Below are 20,964 nucleotides of genomic sequence, written 5' to 3'. Positions count from 1 at the left end.
AGACTACCAGTAGACCGCGTCCAGGCCGTGCACGGCGATACCGTCGAAGGACGGCCACTGCTGCTGCCACTCATGGGTCAGGGCGTTGGCTACGGCGTTGAGCCGCGCCTGGTCGCCGTCGAAGGTCAGGTTGGCCCCGGCGAAGGTGCTTTCGCGTACCTGCACAAAGGGAGTGCCCGGCAGGCCGGCGTGAGGTTCATCCAGCAGTACCAGCAGCGGCGGCGAGAGCTGCTCGAACAACCATAGCTGGCCTTTGTCGCCCTCGGCACTGGCGGCCTGCGAGGAGAAAGTCAGCCGGGTTTCATCTGGCAGTGGCCCGCTCTCCAGGGCCATGCGAATCGGCACCCCATGCTCGCTGCCCCAGGCCAGGAAGGGCCGGGCACCCCGCCGCAGCGCGTCGCGATCGGTGCGGTAATTCATGACCGTGATGCTCAGTTTGCCGTCAGGCAACGCATCGAGCCAACGTTTGCCCCAGGCGGGGTGAGTGCCCCACCACACCGGCACTACCAGATCCAAGGGCATCTCGCCGTCGAGGGTGGCATGCGCTTCGCGGATGGTCGCGATATAGCGCTCCCGCCAGTGGTCGCCCCCCAGCGCGAAACCGGCCAGCAGGTAGGGCTCGATATCCAGCTGCAGCCCGTCTAGCCGCGCCTGCGGCGGCACCGAGCGGTTGTAGTCACGATAGGCGGCGACACGATTGAGCAGCGCCGGGAGACTCTCTGACAGCACATCGCGGGGGTCGCCGATCACCGGCCAGATACCGATGCCGCGCCGCGAGGCCTCGCTGACAAACTCGCTCACCGCGCTTGGCGTTTCCAGCTCGCCGTCGGCGGAGACCGGCAGCGTCAGGTAGAGGGTATCGAGGTGCTCGCGTTCGGCCAGCGCCCACAATGAGTCCGCGGCTGACTGCCACGCCTCGGGCGACCATATCCACGCCGAGCGCGGCGCGCTGGCATCCTCGTCGGGGCTTTGGGGGTGTTGTAGCGGTACATCCTGGGCAGGCGCACTATCGGCGGGCGGCTCGGCGAGGTGCCAGATCACTTCGCTGACGTTGACATCACTCGCTGCCATGTCGCCCTGCAGGGTCAGCTCGCGGGGCAGGTCGACGTCGGCGGGGCGCTCCGCCGGCCCCACCCAGCGGATCGACTCGGCGGGCACCGGCAGCGCCAGCCCATGACATCCCAGCGGCAGGTCACCGTGCTCAGACCAGGTCAACCAGATCTCCTCCCCTCGGCTGGCATACAGCGCGCGCTGGCCGTTCGGCTCGCTCACTGCTGGTGGCGCGGAGCAAACCGACAGCAGCGTGGTGGAGGCATGCACTGGGCCCAGCGGCAACAGCGCCAGCATGGTCCCGAGCCACCACTTATCCATCGCCTTCATCGCTGCCCTGGACCGCCAGATCGACGATCCGCCCCTGGGGCGCATACGCCACTTCGTCGAGCTCGAGCAGCCAATCGCGCAGCATCTCCCAGTCGGTAGTGCCGACAATGGTGCCGCGGCCATCGTCGTAGGCCGCCCCCAGTACATCGTGGCTGTCGCCGCCAGCGGCGGTGAAATGGTTGGTGGCAATGGTGTAGGTCTGGTCCGGCGCAACCGCATCCAACGAGCCATCGACCTCGACTTCCAGGGTCATGACCCGCTCACCTGGGGCTTCGCGGCTGTCGTAGGTGAGCCGGGTGCCGGCGGAGACGTGCAGGAAACCACCATTCTCACCGGGGGCATCGGCCAGGGCGATCTCGAAGGTGTCGATCAGCTCGGCACCGCTGACCTCGAGCAGCGTCAGACGGTTGCCGAACGGCTGCACCGCGATGAGGTCGCCAACGGTGACGTCACCCTCGGTCAGCGGCTCACGAATACCACCGCCATTCTGCAGCGCCATCACCGTATCGGACGCCACGCGTCGGGCGGCCACCAGTTGGCCATCGGCGATCAGGTTGCCCAGCGCCGTCTCGTTGGCACGCACGCTCTGCTCATCGCCATCACCGTGGCGGGGGTTGGCCAGGGTCTGCTCAAGCGCTACGCCGATGGCCTCGTCACGCAAGGTCTCGATGGCCGCGGTATAGGGTTCCAGCATCTCGGCGGCCTGGGGGTCGGCCTCGCTGTCGGCGACGGACAGCAGCTCGCCGCTGACGTCCACTACCATACCGTCGCCGTCGAAGATCACCTCCATCACACCCAGGTACTCGCCATACTCACCCGCCTGACCGATCACCGTCGGCGCCATGGTCTCGCCGCGGTGGTTCTCGGTGACCAGGGTGGGCGGATCGAGCCGGGTATGGCTATGCCCGCCGATGATGATATCGATGCCCTCGACATGCTGGGCCAGCAGCAGGTCGTTGCCAACGCTGGGATCGGTGTCGTAGCCGAGGTGGGTCAAGGCGATGATCTTGTCGATGCCTTCGGCTTCGAAGCGCTCGACCATCGCCTCGGCCGTTTCGCGGTAATCGCTGAAGCTCACGCTTCCGGGGCTCGAGATATTCGGCGTGTCTTCGGTATTGAGGCCGAAGATGCCGATGCGCTCACCTTGATGCTCGACCACGATGCCATCATGGATCATGCCGCCGGCAGGCGACTCGGCCAACGAGTCGCCGAGCAGCGCCTCGAACTCGGGTGACGCGGAAAAGTCCATGTTGGCGGCGACGATCGGGAACTCGGCAGCCTCGAAGAAGGCGGCCAGCGCCTGGTGACCCTCTTCCGGGTCGCCGAGATCGAACTCATGGTTACCCGGCACGAAGGCGTCGTAGCCCATCAGGTTCATGAACTCGACGGCGTCCTGACCGTGGAATTCAGTGAAGTAGAGCGTGCCGGAGAAGATATCTCCGGCATCCAGCAGCAGGCCGTCGCCGTGGCGCTCACGGGCCTTGTCCAGCGTGCTGACCAGCTGCGGATAGGCGTCGGTGCGCCCATGCAGGTCGTTGGTATGGAACAGCGTGAGGGTATAGCGCTCTTCGATGGGATCGGCGCTGGCCAGTACTGGCACCATCAGCGCGCATGCCAGCCCCGCAACCAGATAGCCCTGTCCATATCGCATCGTGACGACTCCTTTCGTTGATGAGTACTTCCCTGCCGGCGCAGCGAATGCTTCCCGCACCCTATATTAGCACTCACCCCCAGTTACGACCGACATCTGGCTGTCATGCGACGCGCTTAGCCTGACGATTCGAGGCAATCCTCAGCGCATTTGCAGGAGCCGATATGACACATGATCAACGCCCCCCGCTTAGCGAGGAAGAGATCGAATTTCTGGTGCAGCTGGCCAACGGCAATGCCCTCTCCCGGCAGCGTCGGCGGGAGCGGGATGCCGCGCGGCGGCGTCAGGCGCGCCAGCGCAGGCACAAGGAGTAAGCCGACTCAGGAGAACAGCACGCGCTCCTGGCCGGCATCGTCTGCGTTCACCACATAGCCCTGGCGCACGCCCACGGCGACTTCGCTGCCCTCCTCCAGCGCCTGGGCGCTATCGGTGCGCACGCGAATCAGGCACTCGCCGACCCGCACGTGATACTCCCAGGCGTCGCCGAGGTAGGCGCGAATCTTGACGCGCCCTCGCGCCAGTCCCGGCTGTATGGCGTCGGCGACTGGCGTCAGCAGCACATGCTCGGGTCGAACGGCGAGACTCGCCGGCCCATGCTTAGGCGTATCCTGGTTGACACCCAGCATGGCGCTGGCCTCGCCCGCTTCGCCCCAGCGAATCTTTACCGACTCGTCCTCCCATTTGAGCACTTCGCAGGGCAGATACGACACCGTACCGATGAAGTCGAGCACGAAGCGGGTCGCCGGCCGGGTATAGACCTCGGTGGGCGTACCGATTTGATGTAGAACCCCGGCCGACATCACACCGATACGGTCGGACATCGCCAGCGCTTCGTCCTGATCGTGGGTCACGTAGAGAATTGGCAGGCCGGTATCGCGCTGGACCTGCTTGAGCTCGGCGCGCATCGACTCGCGCAGCTTGGCGTCGAGGTTGGAGAGCGGTTCGTCTAGCAGCAGCAGGCTAGGCTCGATGGCCAGCGCCCGTCCCAGCGCCACGCGCTGCTGCTGGCCGCCGGAGAGTTGGCTAGGCATGCGGGCGCCAAGGTTGCCCATGCCGAGCATGTCCAGCACCCGCTGGACGCGAGCCTTGATCGCATCGCGCGGCAGACCGCGGACCTTGAGCGGGTAGCCGATATTCTCGTAAATGTTCATATGCGGCCACACCGCATAGCTCTGGAACACCATCCCGATGGGCCGCTTGTTGGGCGGCAAGTCGCGCCGTGTGGCGGCATCGAACACGGTACGGCCGGCCATCTGGATGCAGCCCTGCTGGGCACTCTCGAGCCCCGCCACGCTGCGCAAGGTGGTGGTCTTGCCGCAGCCGCTGGGCCCGATCAGCGAGAAGAATTCGTTGGCGTCGATGGACAGCGAGACGTTGTCCACCGCGGTGACCTGGCCGTAGCGCTTGGTCAGGCCGTCGAGGGTCAGAATGGCAGTCATGCGTCAGGTTTCCCCGCGCGTCGCTCGCGGCGCCGCGCTTCGAGTTTTGTGAGCCACTGGGTAAACAGGTAGAGCAGCAGGATTACCGGCAGGGTCAGCACCGCCAGCGCCGCGGCACGCCCGGTAAAGCCGGAATCCTGCATCAGGAAGATCCATACGCCGATGGTCTCCGCACCGGTGGTCCAGATCAGTACCGACACGGTCAGCTCGTTGAACGCCGAGATGAAGATCAGCACCCAGCCGGCCAACATCCCCGGCCGCAGCAACGGCAGGGTGATGTCACGAATGGTGCGCAGCCGGCTGGCGCCGGAGGTCCAGGCCGCCTCTTCCAGCGAGTCGTGGATCTGTTGCAGAGTACTGCGCGTGCTCTGCAGGCCGAAGGCCATGTAGCGCATGATATAGCCCGCCAGCAGGATCCACAGCGTGCCGTAAAGCGTCGGGCCGAAGGCCGGGTTGCTCCAGGCCAGGATCATCGACACCCCGATCACCGATCCCGGCAACGCGAAGGGCACGGTGGCGATACCGTCGAGCAGGCCAGCACCGCGCTGGCGCGCCTTGACGTTGAGATAGGCGATCATCGCTGAAACGATGACGATGATGGTCGCCGCCGCTGGCGCCAGGATCAGGCTGTTGATGATGCCGCGCCGCGCCCCGCTCTGGTTCAGCACCGCAATGTAGTGACGCAGGGTGAAGTTATCGGCGCTGAGATCCGCGCCCCAGAAGCGCAGCAGCGAGGTGAGCACCAGCGCGAACACCGGCATCAGCACGATCACCACCAGCGTCAGATAGAGCGCCGCCAGCACCCAGGGGCGCGCCTTGCCCAGGCGGATCACATTGGGCGTCACCGACTTGCCGGAGATCACCGCATACTGGCCACGGCTGCCCTCCAGGCGCCGGAAGGCCACCAGGCAAACGATCGCCACCAGCACCAGCAGCACCGACATGGCGGTGGCCAGCGGCATGTTGGGAATGGTCAGCGCCTCGTAGATACGCGTGGTCAACACGTAGAACTGAGCACGCATGCCCAGCACTGCGGGAATGCCGAAGTTATCGATGGATGACACGAAGGCCAGCAGCGCCCCGCCGAGAATCGCCGGGCGCACCAGCGGCAGGGTGATGTCCTTCATGATGCGCAGCGGCCCTACCCCCGAGGTGCGCGCCGCCTCCTCCAGGCTGCTGTCCATGCGCGCCAACGCTCCGGCCACGGTGATGAACACGAACGGATAGTTGGTCACCGCCAGCACGAAGATGATGCCGCCCGGCGAATAGATGTTCCACGGCGGCGGCGCGCCGAACAGCTCGCGCCACCACTGGGTAAACAGTCCCACCGGACCGGCCAGCTGTACCCAGCCGATCGCCGAGAACAGCGGTGGAATGGCGAATGGCAGCACCAGCAGCACGCTGAGCAGCGCCTTGTGGGGCACATCGGTACGCTGCACCACGAAGGCTGCCAGGGTACCGATCAGCACCGCGAGGCCGGTGGCCAGCACCGAGACCCACAGGGTATTCCACAGCGCCATGTAGTTGGAGGGGCGCAGAAATACCGCCGAGTAGTTGGCCAGTGACCACTCGCCGTCGACCATCAGACTGCGCCAGAACACCTGATAGAGGGGATAGACGATGGTGATGGCGATGAACAGCGTTAGCAGCAGCAGCATGACCCGGCGGTAGTCGAGCCACCAGCGCAGCAGCGCCGGTGGCTCGCTTACCTTATGCTGCGGCGTAATACGTTGCGACATGCACGGACACCATGACGCGGCGCCCCGAAGGGCGCCGCGCTACGCAAGGGAGTGAAGGAATCAATACAATTCGGAGAAGCGCTCGCGCAGCTCGTCGCCGTTCTCGGCCATCCAATCGTAGTCGATCTCGAGGGCGTTGATTGCGTCGCCGCTAGGCAGACCAGTAGGCGGCTCGACGTCGGTGCGCACCGGCATGAAGAACTTGTCGACCAGTACCTGCTGGCCTTCTTCGGAGAGAATGAAATCGAGGAACACCCGCGCCGCGGCGTCGTTCTCAGACTCGGCGGTCACCGCCAGCGGGCTGGGCAGCGCCAGCACACCATCTTCCGGGAAGCTGAAGGCCACCGGCGCCCCCTCGGCGGCCTGGCCGGCCATGATGTAGTCGATACCCTTGATCACCGCGAATTCGCCGCTGACCACACCGCGGGTCACATCCCCGGTGCCGCGCACCACCTGCATACCGGCCTCGCGGGCGCGCTCGTACCATTCGAAACCGAGCTCATCATTCTGAGTGAAGGCGCCCAGCATGTTGAAGTTGGTACCGCTGTGCAGCGGGCTGGCCGAAGCCGCCTGGGGCCCCCATTCGAGGAACGCTTCCCAGGTGCGCGGCACTTCGTCTTCGCTGACCATATTGGTGTTATAGCCGATGCCCATATGGTGCACGCGGCCGGCGAAGAACATGTCGTCTTCGTCGCGCAGGTCTTCCGGGATGGCGTGCTTGTGCTCGCTGTCGTGGGCAGCAAGCCAGCCCTGCTCCTTGAGGTTGAGGAACAGTGCCGGGTTGGCGGCCCAGATGACATCGGCGCGTAGTCGGCCGGCCTCGATCTCGGAAAAGATCCGCTGCTCGAGTTCTACACTGCCGGAGTAGAGCAGGTCGATCTCGATCTCCGGATGGCGCTCCTCGAAGGCCTCGATGATCGGTTCGACCACATCCAGCTGCATGGAGGAGTAGAAGGTCACGGTACCGGACGGCTCAGCCCAGGCGGCGGATGTCATGCCGGCGGACAGTGCCGTGGCAGCGGCGAGCAAGGTCAAGGTCTTCATGGAGGCGCTCCCATATGCTTACGTATGTTGTTGTTTTACCCTAGAGGCCATAAATGACGGCTAAGTGACGAAGCAATGACGTTCTTGACACAGCAGCATAGTCACACTTTTTACATGCCACCATGTTCCGTCTTGTACTCACCTTGACCCCAGGTTACCCAGCATGAAATTCGCCACCCTTGGTCCCGCCGCCAACAACCACGTGCTGGTACTCGACCGCTACCTCAAGCAGCGTGCCATCGACGGCGCCGACGTGGTGCTATATACGAGTTTCGATGAGGCGTTTCCAGCGCTGCTGGACGGCGAGGTAGACTTCCTGCTGCAGTGCACCGCTCATCCCAGCCATGGCGACTGGGTAGGGCGCAGCATGCATCGCGCCTTCCCGGTGGACAGCTTTATCGCTCCCAGCAAGCCGCTGGCGATCCTCGCCCGCGCCGACGTCGAGTCCCCCCAGCGCCTCGGACTGCAGCCGGCTACCCGCTACTATGCGGATCTTTCCGGCTACGCCGAGCTGATCGACGAACCGACCACCGCCAGCGTCGCCGAGGGCCTGCTGGCGGGGCGACTCGAGGCCGGCATCTGTGCCCTGGAGTACCTCGAGCGCCACCCCGAGCGGCTGCGGCTGGTGGCCGACCTCGGCCCGGCCCTCGACACCTGGGTGGTGTTCGGCCGCACCCCCCTCGATGGCGACCTGATTCACTGCGCACCGCCGCCTAGATAAGGAAGATCACCAGCGCACCGGCCACGATCAGCGCCAGGCGCAGCCACCACGCCTTGCGCGCGATCACTCCAAATGAGATGCCGGTGAGGCCTACGGCAATCTTGAGCGCATCGAGCAGCGCGCCGCCGGGATTGCTGTCGAGACGGATGATATCGGGGTTGCTGATCATCGCCAGCGGGATAATGTAGAGCCCGATGCCCAATGCCATCGCCTTGAGCGCCACCTTGAGCCAGTTCTCGCCGACCATGCCAGCGGCAATGAAAACGCCACCGCACACTGGCGGGGTGATCGTCGAGAGCAGCGCAAACCAAAACACGAACAGGTGCGCCAGCAGAGGCTCCAGGCCCAGCGCCGTCAAGGCCGGCCCGGCCACCGAGACACAAATCACATAGGCCGCAGTGGTCGGCACCTCCATGCCCAAAATCAGGCACGCCAGGGCGGTGAGCAGCAGCGCCGGCCACAGCATATCGTTGGAGAGCGACAGGATCCCCGAAGTGATCTTGACCCCCAGCCCGGTCAGCGACAGCACCCCGATCACTAGCGAGGCGCAGATGATGATCGCGCCGATGACCGCCACCTGGCGCCCCGCGGTCACCGCCGCCTCGGCCATCCGCTCGAAAAAGCCGCGCAGCGAGAAGCTCAGCGTCACATCGAAGAACAGCAGCGCCATACCGGCGAAGATCGCGATGCTCGCCGCATACTGCGGGGTATAGCCGCCCAGAAAGATCCGCTCCAACAGCAGCACGAACGGCACCGCAAAGAACAGCGAGGTGATCAGCACCTCCTTGGTGCTGGGACGATCGCTCTCGGCCATCGGCCGCAGATCGTGTCGAGTAGCGTAGGCATTGATGCCCACCCACACCGTCACGAAGTAGAGAATCGCCGGCAGCAGCGCCGCGGCCATTATCTGGGTATAGGGGGTGCCGGTCAGCTCGACCATCACGAAGGCGCCGGCCCCCATCAACGGCGGCATGATCTGACCGCCCGACGAGGCCACCGCCTCCACCGAGCCGGCCAGCGCCCGCGGGTAGCCGAGCCGCACCATGGAGGGAATGGTGATCGCCCCGGTCGAGGCCACGTTGGCTGAGGCCGAGCCGGAGATCGAGCCCATCAGCGCCGAGGAGATCACTGAGACCTTGGCCGCGCCGCCGGTCAGGCGGCCGGCAAAGGCGCTGGCCAGGTTCATGAAACCTCGCCCCGCCTCACCCGCGTTAAGCACCGCGCCGAAGATCACGAAGATCGCCACCACCCCGACGCTGACGCCGGTCAGCGACCCCCACAGGCCGCTCTCGGCGATGGTCAGGGTGCCGACGTAGCTGGCCATGGGCATCCCGGGGTGGCCGAACACCCCGGGCAGGTACTGCCCCAGGGCACCATAGGCCAGCGCCGTCAGTGCCACCAGCGGCAGCGGCCAGCCGATAGCGCGGCGCGCCGCCTCCAGGGCCAAGAAGATCAGGAACACCCCGATGACCATCTGCAGTTGGGTGTCGATAAAACCGTACTGGTTGGCCAGCGCCCGCTCGTTGAGGGCGATATAGCCACAGGCGGCGATGCCAAGGCCGGTAAGCAGCCAGCCACTGATACGCTGCCACGGCGTAGTGGCCATGAAGATCAGCACCCATGGCAGTGCAAGTGCCATGTGCAGCGGCCGGCTGATCAGCGCCGGGGTCAGGCCGTAGAAGATCAGGCCAAGATGAAAAATGACCGTGGACGCGCCCAGCGCGACCCAGCCGGGATGCAAACGCCGTCCGGCATCGGCATCAGAAGCGATTAGTAGCGACATCACAGGAATTCGATCAGGCAGTAAACGCCACCGCGGCCACCCCTGGGGGTAGCCGCGGTGCATGGAAGGATGGAATCAGCAGCAAACATTTATTCGCGCAACGCGTCGGGGACCTCGATATTGACCTCATCATAATAGCGCAGCGCCCCTGGGTGCAGGGTTCCCGCAATGTTGCCGACCATGTCCGGCTCGATGCTGCCCCACCAGCCCGACTCCTCTGCCATCGCCTCGCGACGCTCCCAGAAGGTCTTGGTCAGTTGGTAGGCGGTCTCGTCATCCATGTTGCTGGTGGTGTAGGCGATTACCGGCAGCGAGGTGGTTTCGACGTCTGCATCGACGCCGGAGTAGGTACCGGCGGGAATGGTCTGACGGGTCGAACCGGTCTGCTCGATCTCCTCATCACTCATCGACACCAGGCTGATCGACATACTCGCCGCGGTCTCGATCACGTTGGGCGTGGGGAAGGAGCTGGCGGTAACGAAGGCATCCACTTGGCCGTTCTGCAGCGCATCCGGCCCGCTGCCGATGGCAGCATCAGCCACCTCGACCCTGTCCAGCAGATCGAACAGCTCCAGGTAACGCTCCGCCTCCCGGGCGCCGAAGGTGCCGCGGCCGATCAAAATATGCTTGCCTTCCAGGTCCTGCATGGAAATCACGCCTTCATCGCCGGCGGCCACGAAGTGCATGGTGATGGCGGGGATCGGAAACAACCCGCGGATCTCCTGGAAACGCGGGCTCTGGCGCTCGGCAAAGGGCCCCTCACCGGCCAATGCCTGCTCTACCAGCCCCGGCGGCGTAGTGAACACATAGTTGCCCTGGCGCGCCATCACCTCCATGACGTTCTGTACCGAGCCCTGACTCTCTTCCAGGGTCAGCACGATCTCATCGTCGGTGCCGCGACGGATCGCCTCGGACAGCTCGACACCCATCTGGTAGTAGGCAGTACCGGCCGAGGCCGACTTGTAGGTGACCCGGGTCTCGGCCTGGGCCTGGAAAGCCAGAGTGGTCATGGCAACCGCAGCAGCAGAGGCCAAAAGTGTGCGTGAAAAGTGGCGCATCGAAATCTCCCGTGTGGCGCGTCCAGCGATAGCGCGCCTTGGTTATTGGTTGGACGGTGCACCTGTCACCGCATCATTGTTAGGCACCGTGTAATAGACCATCTAGTCAGTCTATGCACAACCATCACTGCTGCCATGATGCCTGCTCCTGGTGGTGGACGCGCCCACAGCGCCGCAGGCAGAACACGGCCATCACCGCAGCCAGCGCCGGCAGCAGCAGGCTAATGGCGTAGCTACCGGACAACCATACCAACAGGGCAACGCAGGCAGGGCCGGCCAGCACGCCCATGTAGGTCAATACCAGAACCGCAGCAGTGGCTTCGCTGACCTCGGCGGTGACACTCGTGCGCGCCACTTCGGCCAGATAGACACCGTTCCAGCCGATCGCCGTGGCCCCCGCCAGCACCAGCAGCACCACCACAAGCCACTGGGGCAAATGCGTGCCGGTCAGCGCCAACAGCGAGAACAGCACCGCAATGCCTATCGAGAGCCCGATCAAGACCGGCAGGCTGGCGCCTAATCGATCGGCCATGAAGCCCCATCCCAGGCGCCCTGCCACCCCCGCGGCATGCATCACCGAGACCACGATGCCGGCCATCACCAGGGTGATAGTCAGCTCCTCGACCATGAAGGCGACCGCAAAACTGATCAGCGATAACTGTGCGGCCGCCAAGCAGAACCCGGCCAGGCCCATCCAGCGCAGCGAGCGACGACGATACAGCAGCGCCAGGCTGCCGTTGCCCTTGCCCGATGTGGCAGCCTCACCATGACGGTCCCAGCGCGGCTGTCGAGACTGTAGCCACAGTGCGGTCAGCACGCTCATGCAGCCCAGCAATAGGAAGCTCACATGCCAGCTCCACGCCTGGGTCAGCGGCGGTGCGGCAATGCCCGCCAGGATGCCGCCCAGCGGCACACCGGTCTGCTTGATGGAGTAGACCATGTTGCGATGCGGGGCAGGCGTGTAGCGCGCCAGGAGCTGTGCGGCTGCGGGATTGGTCATGCCATAGGCCACGCCCAGCAGCAGCGTGGTGGCGAACAGCGACAGCGGTGTCTGCAGCAGCGCCACGGCACAGCCCAAGGTGATCACCAGCATCGCCAGCTGACTGGCCCGGCAGGCGCCCAGGCGCCGCGCCACCACACCGGCCTGCAGCGACACCAGCATGGCCACGCCATAAAGAAGGCTCACCTGAAGGCCAACCAACCCGGTTGGCAGGCCGAAGGCCGCGGCAATCTGCGGCGCCAGGGTCGGCACCAGCAGCATCGCCGCGCTGCACAGCGTCTGTACCCAGGTGGTGGCCAGCAGTACCGTCTTGCCCTCCCCCCATCCGGCGTCGGTGCTCGGCGCCGCGCCTACCAAGGCAGCGGCTCACCGTTGCTATGCCAGAAGCCACCGCTGGTTGCCAGTGAGAGCGCTTCGATCCGCGCAGCGATACCGGCCGCCGCCTCATCCGGCGAGATCAGCCCGCCGAAATTGACCATGCGCGTTTGCACATAGCCGGGATGAAGCTGGGCCACGGCGATACCGCGGGGGGCGAGATCCACCGCCAGCGACTTGCCGAAGGCATTGAGTGCCGCCTTTGAGGCACGGTAACCGTAGCGACCGCCGGAGTCGTTGTCGGCGATGGAGCCCATGCGACTGGTGATATTGGCCACCTTGCTGCCCTCCCCCAGGCACGTCAGCAGCGCCTCGGTGACGCGCAGCGGCGCATAGGCGTTGATCTCCATCTGCTCGCGGATCGAGTCGAAGTCGATCTTGCCGAGCTGCTCGTCGCGCAGCAGGCCGGCGTTGTTGATCAGTAGGTCGAGCCGTGTGCCATGAAGCGCCTCTGCCAAGCCCGCCACATCGGCATCAGTGGTTACATCGATCCCTTCGATGACCCGTTCGGCGACCTCGGCGAGCTCAGCCGACGCCGACCGGCACACCCCAATCACCTGCCAGCCCTCGCGATGATAGTGCTGCGCCAGCGCCAGACCGACGCCGCGATTGGCGCCGGTGATCAATACCGTGGACGTCATCTCGCCTCCTGACATGGTTAGGGTTCAAACCAAGCCTGGAGGCAAGCGGATGGGGAAGCAAGGGGATCTGCACGTCATCGAGCGACAGCATGGCACCAACGATCACTTTTCGCATGAGCTCATCCCTCTGAGTTGCTGTTAGCAATCAGTGCTCGAGTGAGAACTCACCGAGTCGACAGACTTGGGCGCTTCGGATGAAGGCAGTTCAGCAGCCCCGCCTGAATGGCGGCGATCGATGAACAGGGTATTGCCTGGGCGACGTTTGGCCTGGGCCTTGAGCTCCGAGAGCTCGGCAGACAATTGCGGCGGCGCCACCACTTCTCCTGCCGCCACTGGCCGGGCGGCCAGTGAGAGGCTGACGAGTGGATGAAAGACCGTCTGTCCCTGGCGATTCTCGCCTAACAAGCCACCGGCGGCACGATGCTCAGGACGATAGAACTCGGGCACCAAGACTGCAAAATCGGTTAGGATCTTCTCGCACGTTGCGCGCCAATCCTCGCCACTCAGCAGCAGCATGAAATCGTCGCCGCCGACATGGCCGAGAAAGTCATCGGCGTCGCTCAGGCGTGACAGTAGTAGTCGCGACAGTGCCAGGATCATGCGATCGCCCTCAGCGTAGCCATAGCTATCATTGTAGGCCTTGAAGTTGTCCAGATCGGCAAACACCGCCACCAGCGAACGCCCTTGTCGCAGCCGCTCGGTCAGGGTCTCCTGGATCAGGATATTCCCCGGAAGTCCGGTAAGCGGATTGGCGTTACGCGCCTGACGTACCTGGATGGAGGTGATTTCTCTGAGCAGGTCGACGATATTCCCCATGCCCAGATAGCCCCCCTCTACATCGACGAACACGAAGTCCTCCTGCTGCAGGCCACGAGCATCGGTGATGCGCTGGCTCAGCGCTTCCAGTGGCGTTCCCTCGGGGACGCAGAGCAGCTGGCGGTCGGCAATCTTGGCGACGCGACTACGCGCATGCAGCGCATGGCTATAGGGGTTGGTGAACAGTGTTAGGAACTCGTGGCGGCGCACCACCGCTACCGGCATGCCTGCCTCCACCACCGGCACGCAGCGCAACGTCGGTTGTGCCCGGAAGCGCTCGGCGAGTGCCAAGACCGGTAACTCCGGCGACACCGGCGCTACCGCTTTGATGATGGCACTGGCACTGCGACGTGGCGTTTGCAGTGACAAGCCGTGGTTAGGTAGTAGATGGGATACTTGGCGTGGCGGCTCGGCGCTGGGCCTCGCAAAATAGTATCCTTGCAGCAGTGCCAGGCTGCGATCCAGCTCCCATAGGCAGCGATGCTCCTCAGCGGTTTCGATACCCTCGACGATCAATTGACAACCAAGGTTGCGGGCCACATCCAACAGTGAGCGCAGGAACTCGCGTTTGTCCTGGGAGATGTCGATACCGCTGACGAAATGGCGATCCAGCTTGACCATGTCGGGGCGCAGCTCGGCCCAGTGACGCAGGCTGGAGTGCCCCGCTCCCAGATCATCCAGGGCGACCAGAAAACCCATTTCCCGATAGTGAGCCATAGCGTGGCGCATCGCCTGGTAGTCGACGATAGGCAAGTGCTCAGTAAGCTCGATCACCACCCGCTCCGGCGACAACCCGGCCCGGTCGAGAATGGCCAGCGTCAGCCCCTCGCGAAAATCACGTTCCAGTAGCGTCGTGGGCATAACGTTCAGGAACAGCTTGCCCTCGAGCCTCAGTGCAACGAAACGCTGTATGGCCAGGCGTCGGCAGAGCAAATCCAGCTCTACCAGGCTGCCGGCCTGCATCGCGGTCTCGAAGAGCCGTTTAGGGGAGTGCAGTGGAGAGTGCTGAGGGCCACGAATCAGCGCCTCATAGCCATGAATGATGCGTTGCCCCATGTCTACGATAGGTTGGAAATAAGGCGTCAGCTGTTCATCTGCGATGATCATTTCCAGTAGATGGTGCTCGCTCAGTGTCATGACCGCACTCGTCATCGATGAAAGCTTCAGAGAGTGCGGCAGATCAATGGCAATCGCATGACAGTGGCGTGGAAAGCCAGGATCACGCCATTACACCTCGCCCGCTCACTCACCCACCTCTTGACCACGCCACCACTCGGCATACGAGCTGTTGCGCGGATGCTTGCCGGTCTCGTCAGGCGCGTCGTCATCCCACCACACCGGGCCGCGCTCGCCGAGGGCGATCTTGGCCGTATCCACTGCCTGGCGGGCTTCGCGCAGGGCGTCGTCGTCCTCGGCCTGCTTGGCGTGCTTGACGGCACGGCGGGCCTGCATCAGCGCCTTGACGCGCGCCTGCCGTGTGGCGTCGTCCAAGCGCGGATCGGTCTTTCGCCATAGTTTGTCCTTGGCAACAAAGTAGCGACCATCCGGCGTCTCGGGGTGTTCGGTGCGGGCCATAGGTGCTCTCAGCATCGTAAAAGTGGGTGGAACACGGCACCATGATAGGCCACTCATCGCGCTCGAGGTGCCTTTCATGCATGTTGACAATGCCATCCTGTCGCGACGCTCGGTACGTCGTTTCCTACCCACGCCGGTACCAAGGGAAACACTGGCGCATCTGCTGCGCGTGGCCAGCCAGGCCCCCAGCGGCAGCAATATCCAGCCGTGGCAGGTGCATGTGGTGAGCGGCGCGCCGCTGGCGGCGCTGAGTCGCGCACTACAGGATGCCTTCGACAACGAGCCGGAGCAGCATCGGGCCGAGTACGTCTACTACCCTCGCGAGTGGTTCGAGCCCTATATCGGCCGGCGCCGGCGCTGCGGCTATGGGCTTTATGAGACGCTGGGCATCCACCGCGACGAGCACGACAAGCGTCGGGCCCAGGCGCGGCGCAACTACACCTTCTTCGATGCCCCAGTGGCGATGATCCTGACCCTCGACCGGCGCCTGGACACCGGCAGCTTCATGGACTGCGGCATGTTCCTGCAGAGCCTGATGCTGGCCGCCCGCGGCCAGGGCCTGCACAGCTGTGCCCAGGCCGCTATCGCGCCCTACCACCGAGTGGTCCGCGAGCAGTTGACGCTGGACGACAGCGAACTGGTGCTGTGTGCGCTGGCAATGGGTCACGCCGACCCGGACGCGCCGGAAAACGGCTTCGTGCCCGTGCGTGAGATGCCTGAACGCTTCACCCGCTTCTACGGCGACTGACCGTTTCGGCTAGCGAGTCACTATCACGGCGGCGGCAATGGCCACCGCGACTAATATGCTGCCGGCCAAGTTTCCCGCGTGGCGCACGTATTGATGCAGCATGGATGTCCCTCTTAAACAATGGCAAAGCGATCAGAAATGATGCGTGTGACGGGCACCCCAAGCTCGATCAAGCCACCCTCTGCAGCATTCATCATCGGCTCAGGCCCACAGATAAAATACTCGCGCTGGTCGTCGTCCTCGGGCAGACAGCGCTCCAGCAGTGCCTTGTCGATATAGCCGGTCTCGCCCTGCCAGCCCGCGGGGGGGTCGCTGAGCACGTGGATTACCTTGAGCGGCAGCTCGGCTTCGAGTTCGGCGAGCTCGTCGCGATACGTCACTTCGTCCCAGCTGGGGTTGGCGTAGATCAGCCACAGCGGCAAGGTCACGCCCTGGTCGCGAAAGGTGCGCAGGATGCTCATGATCGGCGTGACGCCGATGCCACCGGCCATCAATACGGCGCCGGAAGCGCTACGCACATCGGGAATGAAGGCGCCGTAGGGTCCTTCGATAAAGGCGCGGGTGCCCGGCGTTATCTCCGGCAGAGTGGCGGTAAAGTCGCCGAGATCCTTGGCGGTGAAGGAGATCCGCCCCGGCCGGCAGGCGCTCGATACCAACGAGAACGGATGCTGCTGCAGCGAGAACGGCGAGTCGCCGAGGGTGATCCAGAAGAACTGCCCGGCGTTGAAGTTAAGGCGATGCTCCCCAACCGCTTCCAGGGTCAGGGTGGTGGCATCGCCTAGCGCCGGCTGGTTATCGACCACCTGCCAGGGTTGCTTGCGCAAACGCCAGAGGCGCAGCAGCCGGGTATCGGCCAGCAGATACACCGGCACCAGCAGCGCGGCGATGAGCAGCCCAGCGGTAAGCCAGCCGGCAGTGTAGTGGCCGGCCATCAGCGCATGGCCCAGCCCGCCCATCACCACGAACAGCGCCAGACCGCCGTGCAGCAGCCGCCACCACTCATAGGAGAGCCCCAGCTGGACCCGCCACAGCGAGCTGACGATCAGCACCACGCTGGCCCCCAGCAGGCCGATCAGCGCCAGGGCACGCAGGGTGTCCTCGCGGGGGTCGAGAAATTCGAGGTAGCCAGGATCGGCGGCGAATATCAGCAGCGGGTGCAGCAGTACCAGCCACAGCGCCACCAGCCCGGTCTGGCGGTGAAACTGCAGGATGTTGTCGAAGCCGATACTCTCGGCAAACCAGCGATGGCGCCCGGAAATGACGACCTGCATGCCGAACACACCTAACGCCAATAGGCCGAACATCACACCAATGGCGCCGAGCAGGCCACGGGGTTCTTCGGGGACGGAGAGCAGCGCAATACCTAGCGGCAGCAGCGCCAATAGCAGATACAGGCTGCCCCATAGCAGCCCACGGCGAGTGATGGGTCTCATCGGTCCTCCTTGGCTCGCATCCATGCTTGCCAAGCCAGTGTGGCCGAAGCACAGGTTATATCCTAGTCGAGCCAGCGCCTGCTAGGCTGTTGGCTCCGCCACTTGCTCACTGCCATTAAGGAGGATGTCATGAGCCAAGACGCACCCCAGCAGGATCACACCCATCTGTTCGACGATGCTCGCTCGCGCCTCGAGGAAGTGTTCGAGGCGCTGGAGATTGCGCGGGACGCCCGCGAGCGCCTGATGCAGCCGGCGCTGTCGCTGCAGGTCAGCGTACCGGTACGCATGGACGATGGCAGCCTCAAGGTGTTTCCCGGCTGGCGGGTGCAGTACGACACCAGCCTGGGGCCTGCCAAAGGGGGCATTCGCTTTCACCCCGCCGTCGACCAGCTCGAGGTCACCACCCTGAGCTTCTGGATGGCGGTGAAGTGCGCGGTCGTCAACCTGCCCTTCGGCGGCGGCAAGGGCGGCGTGCAGGTCGACCCCAAGCAGCTCTCGCGGCTGGAACTCGAGCGGCTGGCGCGCGGCTATATTCGCGGTATTGCCGATGTGATGGGCCCCAATCGCGACATCCCTGCCCCCGACGTCAACACCAACGCCACGGTGATGGGCTGGATGTCGGATGAGTACGATCACTTGGTGCGCGGCCAGACCCCGGCGGCCGTCACCGGCAAGCCGCTGACCCTGGGGGGCTCCTTTGGTCGGGTGGCGGCCACCGGCCGTGGCGCCCTCAAGGTGTTGGACATCTGGGCCGAACGTCAGGGGCGCAAGCCGCAGGACACCACGGTGGCAATACAAGGCTTCGGCAACGCCGCCTACCATTTCGCCAGCCTGGCCCATGCCGAGGGCTACAGGATCGTCGCGGTGTCGGACTCCGGTGGCGCCATCTACGCCGCGGAGGGCCTGGAGCCCGACCCCATCAAGGAGGAGAAGACCCGCAATCAGCAGCTCAAGGGCATGGTCTACTGCGATGACTCGGTGTGCCACGCCGACGGGGTCGAAGCGATTGAGCAGGACGAACTGCTGGCCCTCGACGTCGACGTGCTGGCCCTGGCGGCGCTGGAGAATCAGATCCACGAGGACAACGTCGACGACGTGCGTGCCGGCCTAATCCTCGAGATCGCCAATGGCCCGCTGACCTCAGCCGCCGACGAGGCTCTCGAGGCACGCGGCGTGCCGGTGCTGCCAGACGTGCTTGCCAACACCGGCGGGGTGATCGTCAGCTACTACGAGTGGGTGCAGAATCGCAGCGGCGATCGCTGGAGGGAGGAGACTATCAACCAGCGCCTTGATGCAGTACTGGAACGCGAAGCGGCCACGGTGCTCGACCGCGCCGAAGCGGAGCAGATCTCCTACCGCAGGGCGGCCTACCGCCAAGGCATCGAACGCATCGCCGAGGCGATCCGCGAGCGCGGCAATAGTCAGAATGGCGAGCGCTAGCCACGCCACGTAGTGCTTGGCTCATGCGGGCACCTCCTGGTTCATCAGGGTGCGGGCGATCTGCAGCAGTCGCTGGTCCTGCCAGCGGTCCGCTACCAGCTGTACGCCCACCGGCATATCCGCCGTGCCGTGACTGAGCGGCAGGTTGAGGCACGGCACGCCGAGCAGCGTCCAGGCGCGGCAGTAGAGCGGGTCGCCGGTGGCATCGATACCTTCCGGCGCCACCCCGGCGGCGCTGGCGGCGAGAATCACGTCGACCTGCTCATCGAACACGCCGCTCAGCGCCTGCTGCATGGCATTGGTGGCTCGGCGCGCTTCGAGATAGCGGGCGTGGCTGATGGCTCTGCCCTCCTCGAGCAGCTCGACCAGCTTGGGACCCATCTGCTCGGCGAAGCGCGCGTACTCGCTGGCCAGGGTCTGGGCGGCCTCATAGGCCATGACCACCTTCTGGTGTTCGACCAGCACTTCGTAGCGCGCATCCAGGTCCAGCGGCACCAGCGTTGCGCCGGCCTGCTCGAGACGCGACTGGGCATGGGCCAGGGCCTGTTCGACGTCGTCGTCCAGCGCGACGTCTCCCGGCAGGCTGCGCACGCCGACCCGCACCCCAGCGAGGCTCTCCAGCGGCATGATCCGCGGGGCACGGGTCAGCGCCGAGAAGGTGGTGCAGATATCCTCGATGTGTCGCGCGAACCAGCCCAGAGTATCCAGCGACGGCGCAAAGGATTTGACCCCGGCGGCGCTCACGGTGTCGAAGGTGGGCTTGAAACCGAACACCCCGCAGAAGCTGGCCGGACGAATCATGCTACCGGCAGTCTGGGTGCCGAAGGCCAGCGGCACCATGCCGTCGGCCACCGCTGCCGCCGAGCCGCTGGAGGAGCCACCGGGCGTGCGGGTGAGATCGTGGGGGTTATGGGTCTTGCCGGGGGTGAAATAGGCGAACTCGGTGGAGACCGTCTTGCCCATGACCAGCGCGCCCTGCTCCTTGAGCAGCGTGACCAGGGCGGCATCGATCAGCGATGAGCGGGCCTCCAGATAACCGCGGGTGCCCCAGCGAGTGGGCAAATCGACGGTGTCGATCAGATCCTTTAGCCCCACGGGGACACCGTAGAGCGACCGCCCAGCCAGCTGCGCATCCAGCGCCGGCTGCTCCTCGGCCAGGGCCTCCCAGGCTTGCACCTCGGGTTCGCGTTGAGCGATGCGCAGGGTACAAGCATGCCACCAGTCGAGCGGCTTGGCGCGGCCCTCGGCCAGGGCGGCCTGATAGGCGTCGATAGTCATGTCGTGATTCACGTGTTTTGTCTCCTTGGGTCGGGGGCACTCAGACAATCAGTTTCAGACCAACCAGCAGCATCAACAGTGCAAATAGCCGCCTGAGCAGCCGCGGCGAGAGGTGGTGGGCGAGCCGCACGCCGACGCGGGCGCAAGGCACGCTGAACAGCGCAATGCCAAGGAAAGCCGGCCAGTAGAGGTAACCCGTGCTGTACGCCGGCAGGCTGGCCTGACCCTGGCCGGTGATCATGAAGGTCGCCGCGCCCACCGCTGCGATGGGCAGGCCACAGGCCGCCGAGGTGCCAATGGCACGTGCCAGCGTCGCACCGCTGCGGGCCAGCCAGGGCACGCTGAGCACCCCGCCGCCGATGCCAAACAGCGCCGAGAAGGTGCCGATCAGAGTACTCGCTGCGAACATCGCCGGCATGCCGGCCGGCTGCCGTCCCGGCTTGGGTGGCCTGGCCAGCAACATACGCAGCGCCAGCAGCAGCATGAAGATACCGAAATAGCGCTCCAGCAACTCGGCGCGCAGTTGGTCGGCAATCAATCCCCCCAGCACCGCGCCGACCACCAGTCCAGGCAGCATGCGCTTGAGCAGGTCGATCACCACGGCACCCTTCTGCCAGTGTCCCAGCGCCGAAGAGGCGCCGGTCACGGTGATGATCGCCAGCGAGGTACCGATGGCGAGGTGGATGACAATGCCAGGATCGATACCCTGCTGATTGAGCGCCACGATCAGCGCCGGCACGATCACCACACCCCCACCAATACCGAACAACCCGGCGATCATGCCGGCCACGGCACCCACCAGGCAGAAGAACAGCAGCGCAGACAGCATTCGAACCTCGCTCC

At 64.8% G+C, this 20,964-nt stretch carries 18 protein-coding genes; 4 read left to right on the top strand and 14 right to left on the bottom strand.

Annotated elements, in window-relative coordinates; all coding sequences use genetic code 11:
* Window positions 1-3: 3 nt before the first annotated feature.
* Both BLT16_RS04075 and BLT16_RS04070 read right to left on the bottom strand, forming a co-directional pair.
* Window positions 4-1,371 (bottom strand): hypothetical protein, encoded by a 1,368-nt coding sequence (locus BLT16_RS04075; RefSeq protein ID WP_089657237.1) that lies wholly within the window; start codon window positions 1,369-1,371, stop codon window positions 4-6.
* Window positions 1,364-3,031, bottom strand: coding sequence for a bifunctional metallophosphatase/5'-nucleotidase (locus tag BLT16_RS04070; RefSeq protein WP_245701430.1), 1,668 nt, complete (start codon window positions 3,029-3,031; stop codon window positions 1,364-1,366). Before BLT16_RS04070 ends, BLT16_RS04075 begins: the two co-directional genes overlap by 8 nt.
* 164 nt (window positions 3,032-3,195) lie before the next feature.
* Between BLT16_RS04070 and BLT16_RS20795 the strand changes: the two genes are divergently transcribed.
* Complete coding sequence (locus tag BLT16_RS20795) at window positions 3,196-3,345, top strand: hypothetical protein (protein ID WP_176817151.1); 150 nt, start codon at window positions 3,196-3,198, stop codon at window positions 3,343-3,345.
* 6 nt (window positions 3,346-3,351) lie between these two features.
* Here the strand turns inward: BLT16_RS20795 and BLT16_RS04065 are convergent, their stop codons facing one another.
* From BLT16_RS04065 to BLT16_RS04055, 3 genes are read right to left on the bottom strand one after another with little or no spacing between them, the layout of a single operon-like run.
* Window positions 3,352-4,470, bottom strand: coding sequence for an ABC transporter ATP-binding protein (locus BLT16_RS04065; RefSeq protein WP_089657236.1), 1,119 nt, complete (start codon window positions 4,468-4,470; stop codon window positions 3,352-3,354).
* Entirely contained in the window at window positions 4,467-6,209 is a 1,743-nt protein-coding gene (locus BLT16_RS04060) for an ABC transporter permease (protein ID WP_089657235.1), read from the bottom strand. The genes BLT16_RS04065 and BLT16_RS04060 overlap by 4 nt, the downstream gene beginning before the upstream one ends.
* 60 nt (window positions 6,210-6,269) lie before the next feature.
* A complete protein-coding gene (locus BLT16_RS04055; RefSeq protein WP_089657234.1) occupies window positions 6,270-7,253 on the bottom strand; it encodes an extracellular solute-binding protein in 984 nt (327 codons plus the stop codon).
* A gap of 163 nt (window positions 7,254-7,416) precedes the next feature.
* On the opposite strand from BLT16_RS04055, the gene BLT16_RS04050 reads away from it, so the two are divergent.
* Complete coding sequence (locus BLT16_RS04050; protein WP_089657233.1) at window positions 7,417-7,974, top strand: type 2 periplasmic-binding domain-containing protein; 558 nt, start codon at window positions 7,417-7,419, stop codon at window positions 7,972-7,974.
* Here BLT16_RS04050 and BLT16_RS04045 read toward each other — a convergent pair.
* The 6 genes from BLT16_RS04045 to BLT16_RS04020 form a co-directional block, all read right to left on the bottom strand.
* Window positions 7,967-9,757 (bottom strand): TRAP transporter permease, encoded by a 1,791-nt coding sequence (locus BLT16_RS04045; RefSeq protein ID WP_089657232.1) that lies wholly within the window; start codon window positions 9,755-9,757, stop codon window positions 7,967-7,969. The two genes, BLT16_RS04050 and BLT16_RS04045, sit on opposite strands and share 8 nt — an antisense overlap.
* 89 nt (window positions 9,758-9,846) lie before the next feature.
* Window positions 9,847-10,815, bottom strand: coding sequence for a TAXI family TRAP transporter solute-binding subunit (locus BLT16_RS04040; protein WP_089657231.1), 969 nt, complete (start codon window positions 10,813-10,815; stop codon window positions 9,847-9,849).
* 124 nt (window positions 10,816-10,939) lie between these two features.
* Window positions 10,940-12,172 carry an MFS transporter gene (locus tag BLT16_RS04035; RefSeq protein ID WP_089657230.1) on the bottom strand — a complete coding sequence of 411 codons (1,233 nt, stop codon included), beginning with the start codon at window positions 12,170-12,172 and terminating at the stop codon, window positions 10,940-10,942.
* Window positions 12,166-12,831 (bottom strand): SDR family oxidoreductase, encoded by a 666-nt coding sequence (locus BLT16_RS04030; RefSeq protein ID WP_176817150.1) that lies wholly within the window; start codon window positions 12,829-12,831, stop codon window positions 12,166-12,168. Before BLT16_RS04030 ends, BLT16_RS04035 begins: the two co-directional genes overlap by 7 nt.
* Window positions 12,832-12,969: 138 nt before the next feature.
* Window positions 12,970-14,784: a GGDEF domain-containing protein gene (locus BLT16_RS04025; RefSeq protein ID WP_089657228.1), complete on the bottom strand. Its 1,815-nt coding sequence runs from the start codon at window positions 14,782-14,784 to the stop codon at window positions 12,970-12,972.
* A gap of 105 nt (window positions 14,785-14,889) precedes the next feature.
* Complete coding sequence (locus BLT16_RS04020; protein WP_089657227.1) at window positions 14,890-15,222, bottom strand: hypothetical protein; 333 nt, start codon at window positions 15,220-15,222, stop codon at window positions 14,890-14,892.
* A gap of 76 nt (window positions 15,223-15,298) precedes the next feature.
* Here BLT16_RS04020 and BLT16_RS04015 point away from each other — a divergent pair, with 76 nt between their 5' ends.
* Window positions 15,299-15,970, top strand: a complete 672-nt coding sequence (locus BLT16_RS04015; RefSeq protein WP_089657226.1) for a nitroreductase — start codon at window positions 15,299-15,301, stop codon at window positions 15,968-15,970.
* A gap of 113 nt (window positions 15,971-16,083) precedes the next feature.
* On the opposite strand, the gene BLT16_RS04010 is transcribed toward BLT16_RS04015, so the two are convergent.
* Window positions 16,084-17,403 (bottom strand): ferredoxin reductase family protein, encoded by a 1,320-nt coding sequence (locus BLT16_RS04010; protein ID WP_089657225.1) that lies wholly within the window; start codon window positions 17,401-17,403, stop codon window positions 16,084-16,086.
* Between the two features lie 129 nt (window positions 17,404-17,532).
* Between BLT16_RS04010 and BLT16_RS04005 the strand changes: the two genes are divergently transcribed.
* Complete coding sequence (locus tag BLT16_RS04005; protein ID WP_089657224.1) at window positions 17,533-18,843, top strand: Glu/Leu/Phe/Val family dehydrogenase; 1,311 nt, start codon at window positions 17,533-17,535, stop codon at window positions 18,841-18,843.
* A 21-nt stretch (window positions 18,844-18,864) separates the two neighbouring features.
* On the opposite strand, the gene BLT16_RS04000 is transcribed toward BLT16_RS04005, so the two are convergent.
* Window positions 18,865-20,133 carry an amidase gene (locus BLT16_RS04000; RefSeq protein ID WP_245701428.1) on the bottom strand — a complete coding sequence of 423 codons (1,269 nt, stop codon included), beginning with the start codon at window positions 20,131-20,133 and terminating at the stop codon, window positions 18,865-18,867.
* 28 nt (window positions 20,134-20,161) lie between these two features.
* Window positions 20,162-20,950, bottom strand: coding sequence for a sulfite exporter TauE/SafE family protein (locus BLT16_RS03995; RefSeq protein WP_089657223.1), 789 nt, complete (start codon window positions 20,948-20,950; stop codon window positions 20,162-20,164).
* Window positions 20,951-20,964 lie beyond the last annotated feature (14 nt).

Source organism: Franzmannia pantelleriensis, assembly GCF_900102875.1.
GTDB lineage: Bacteria > Pseudomonadota > Gammaproteobacteria > Pseudomonadales > Halomonadaceae > Franzmannia > Franzmannia pantelleriensis.
This window is presented reverse-complemented; position numbering and strand designations above follow the sequence as displayed.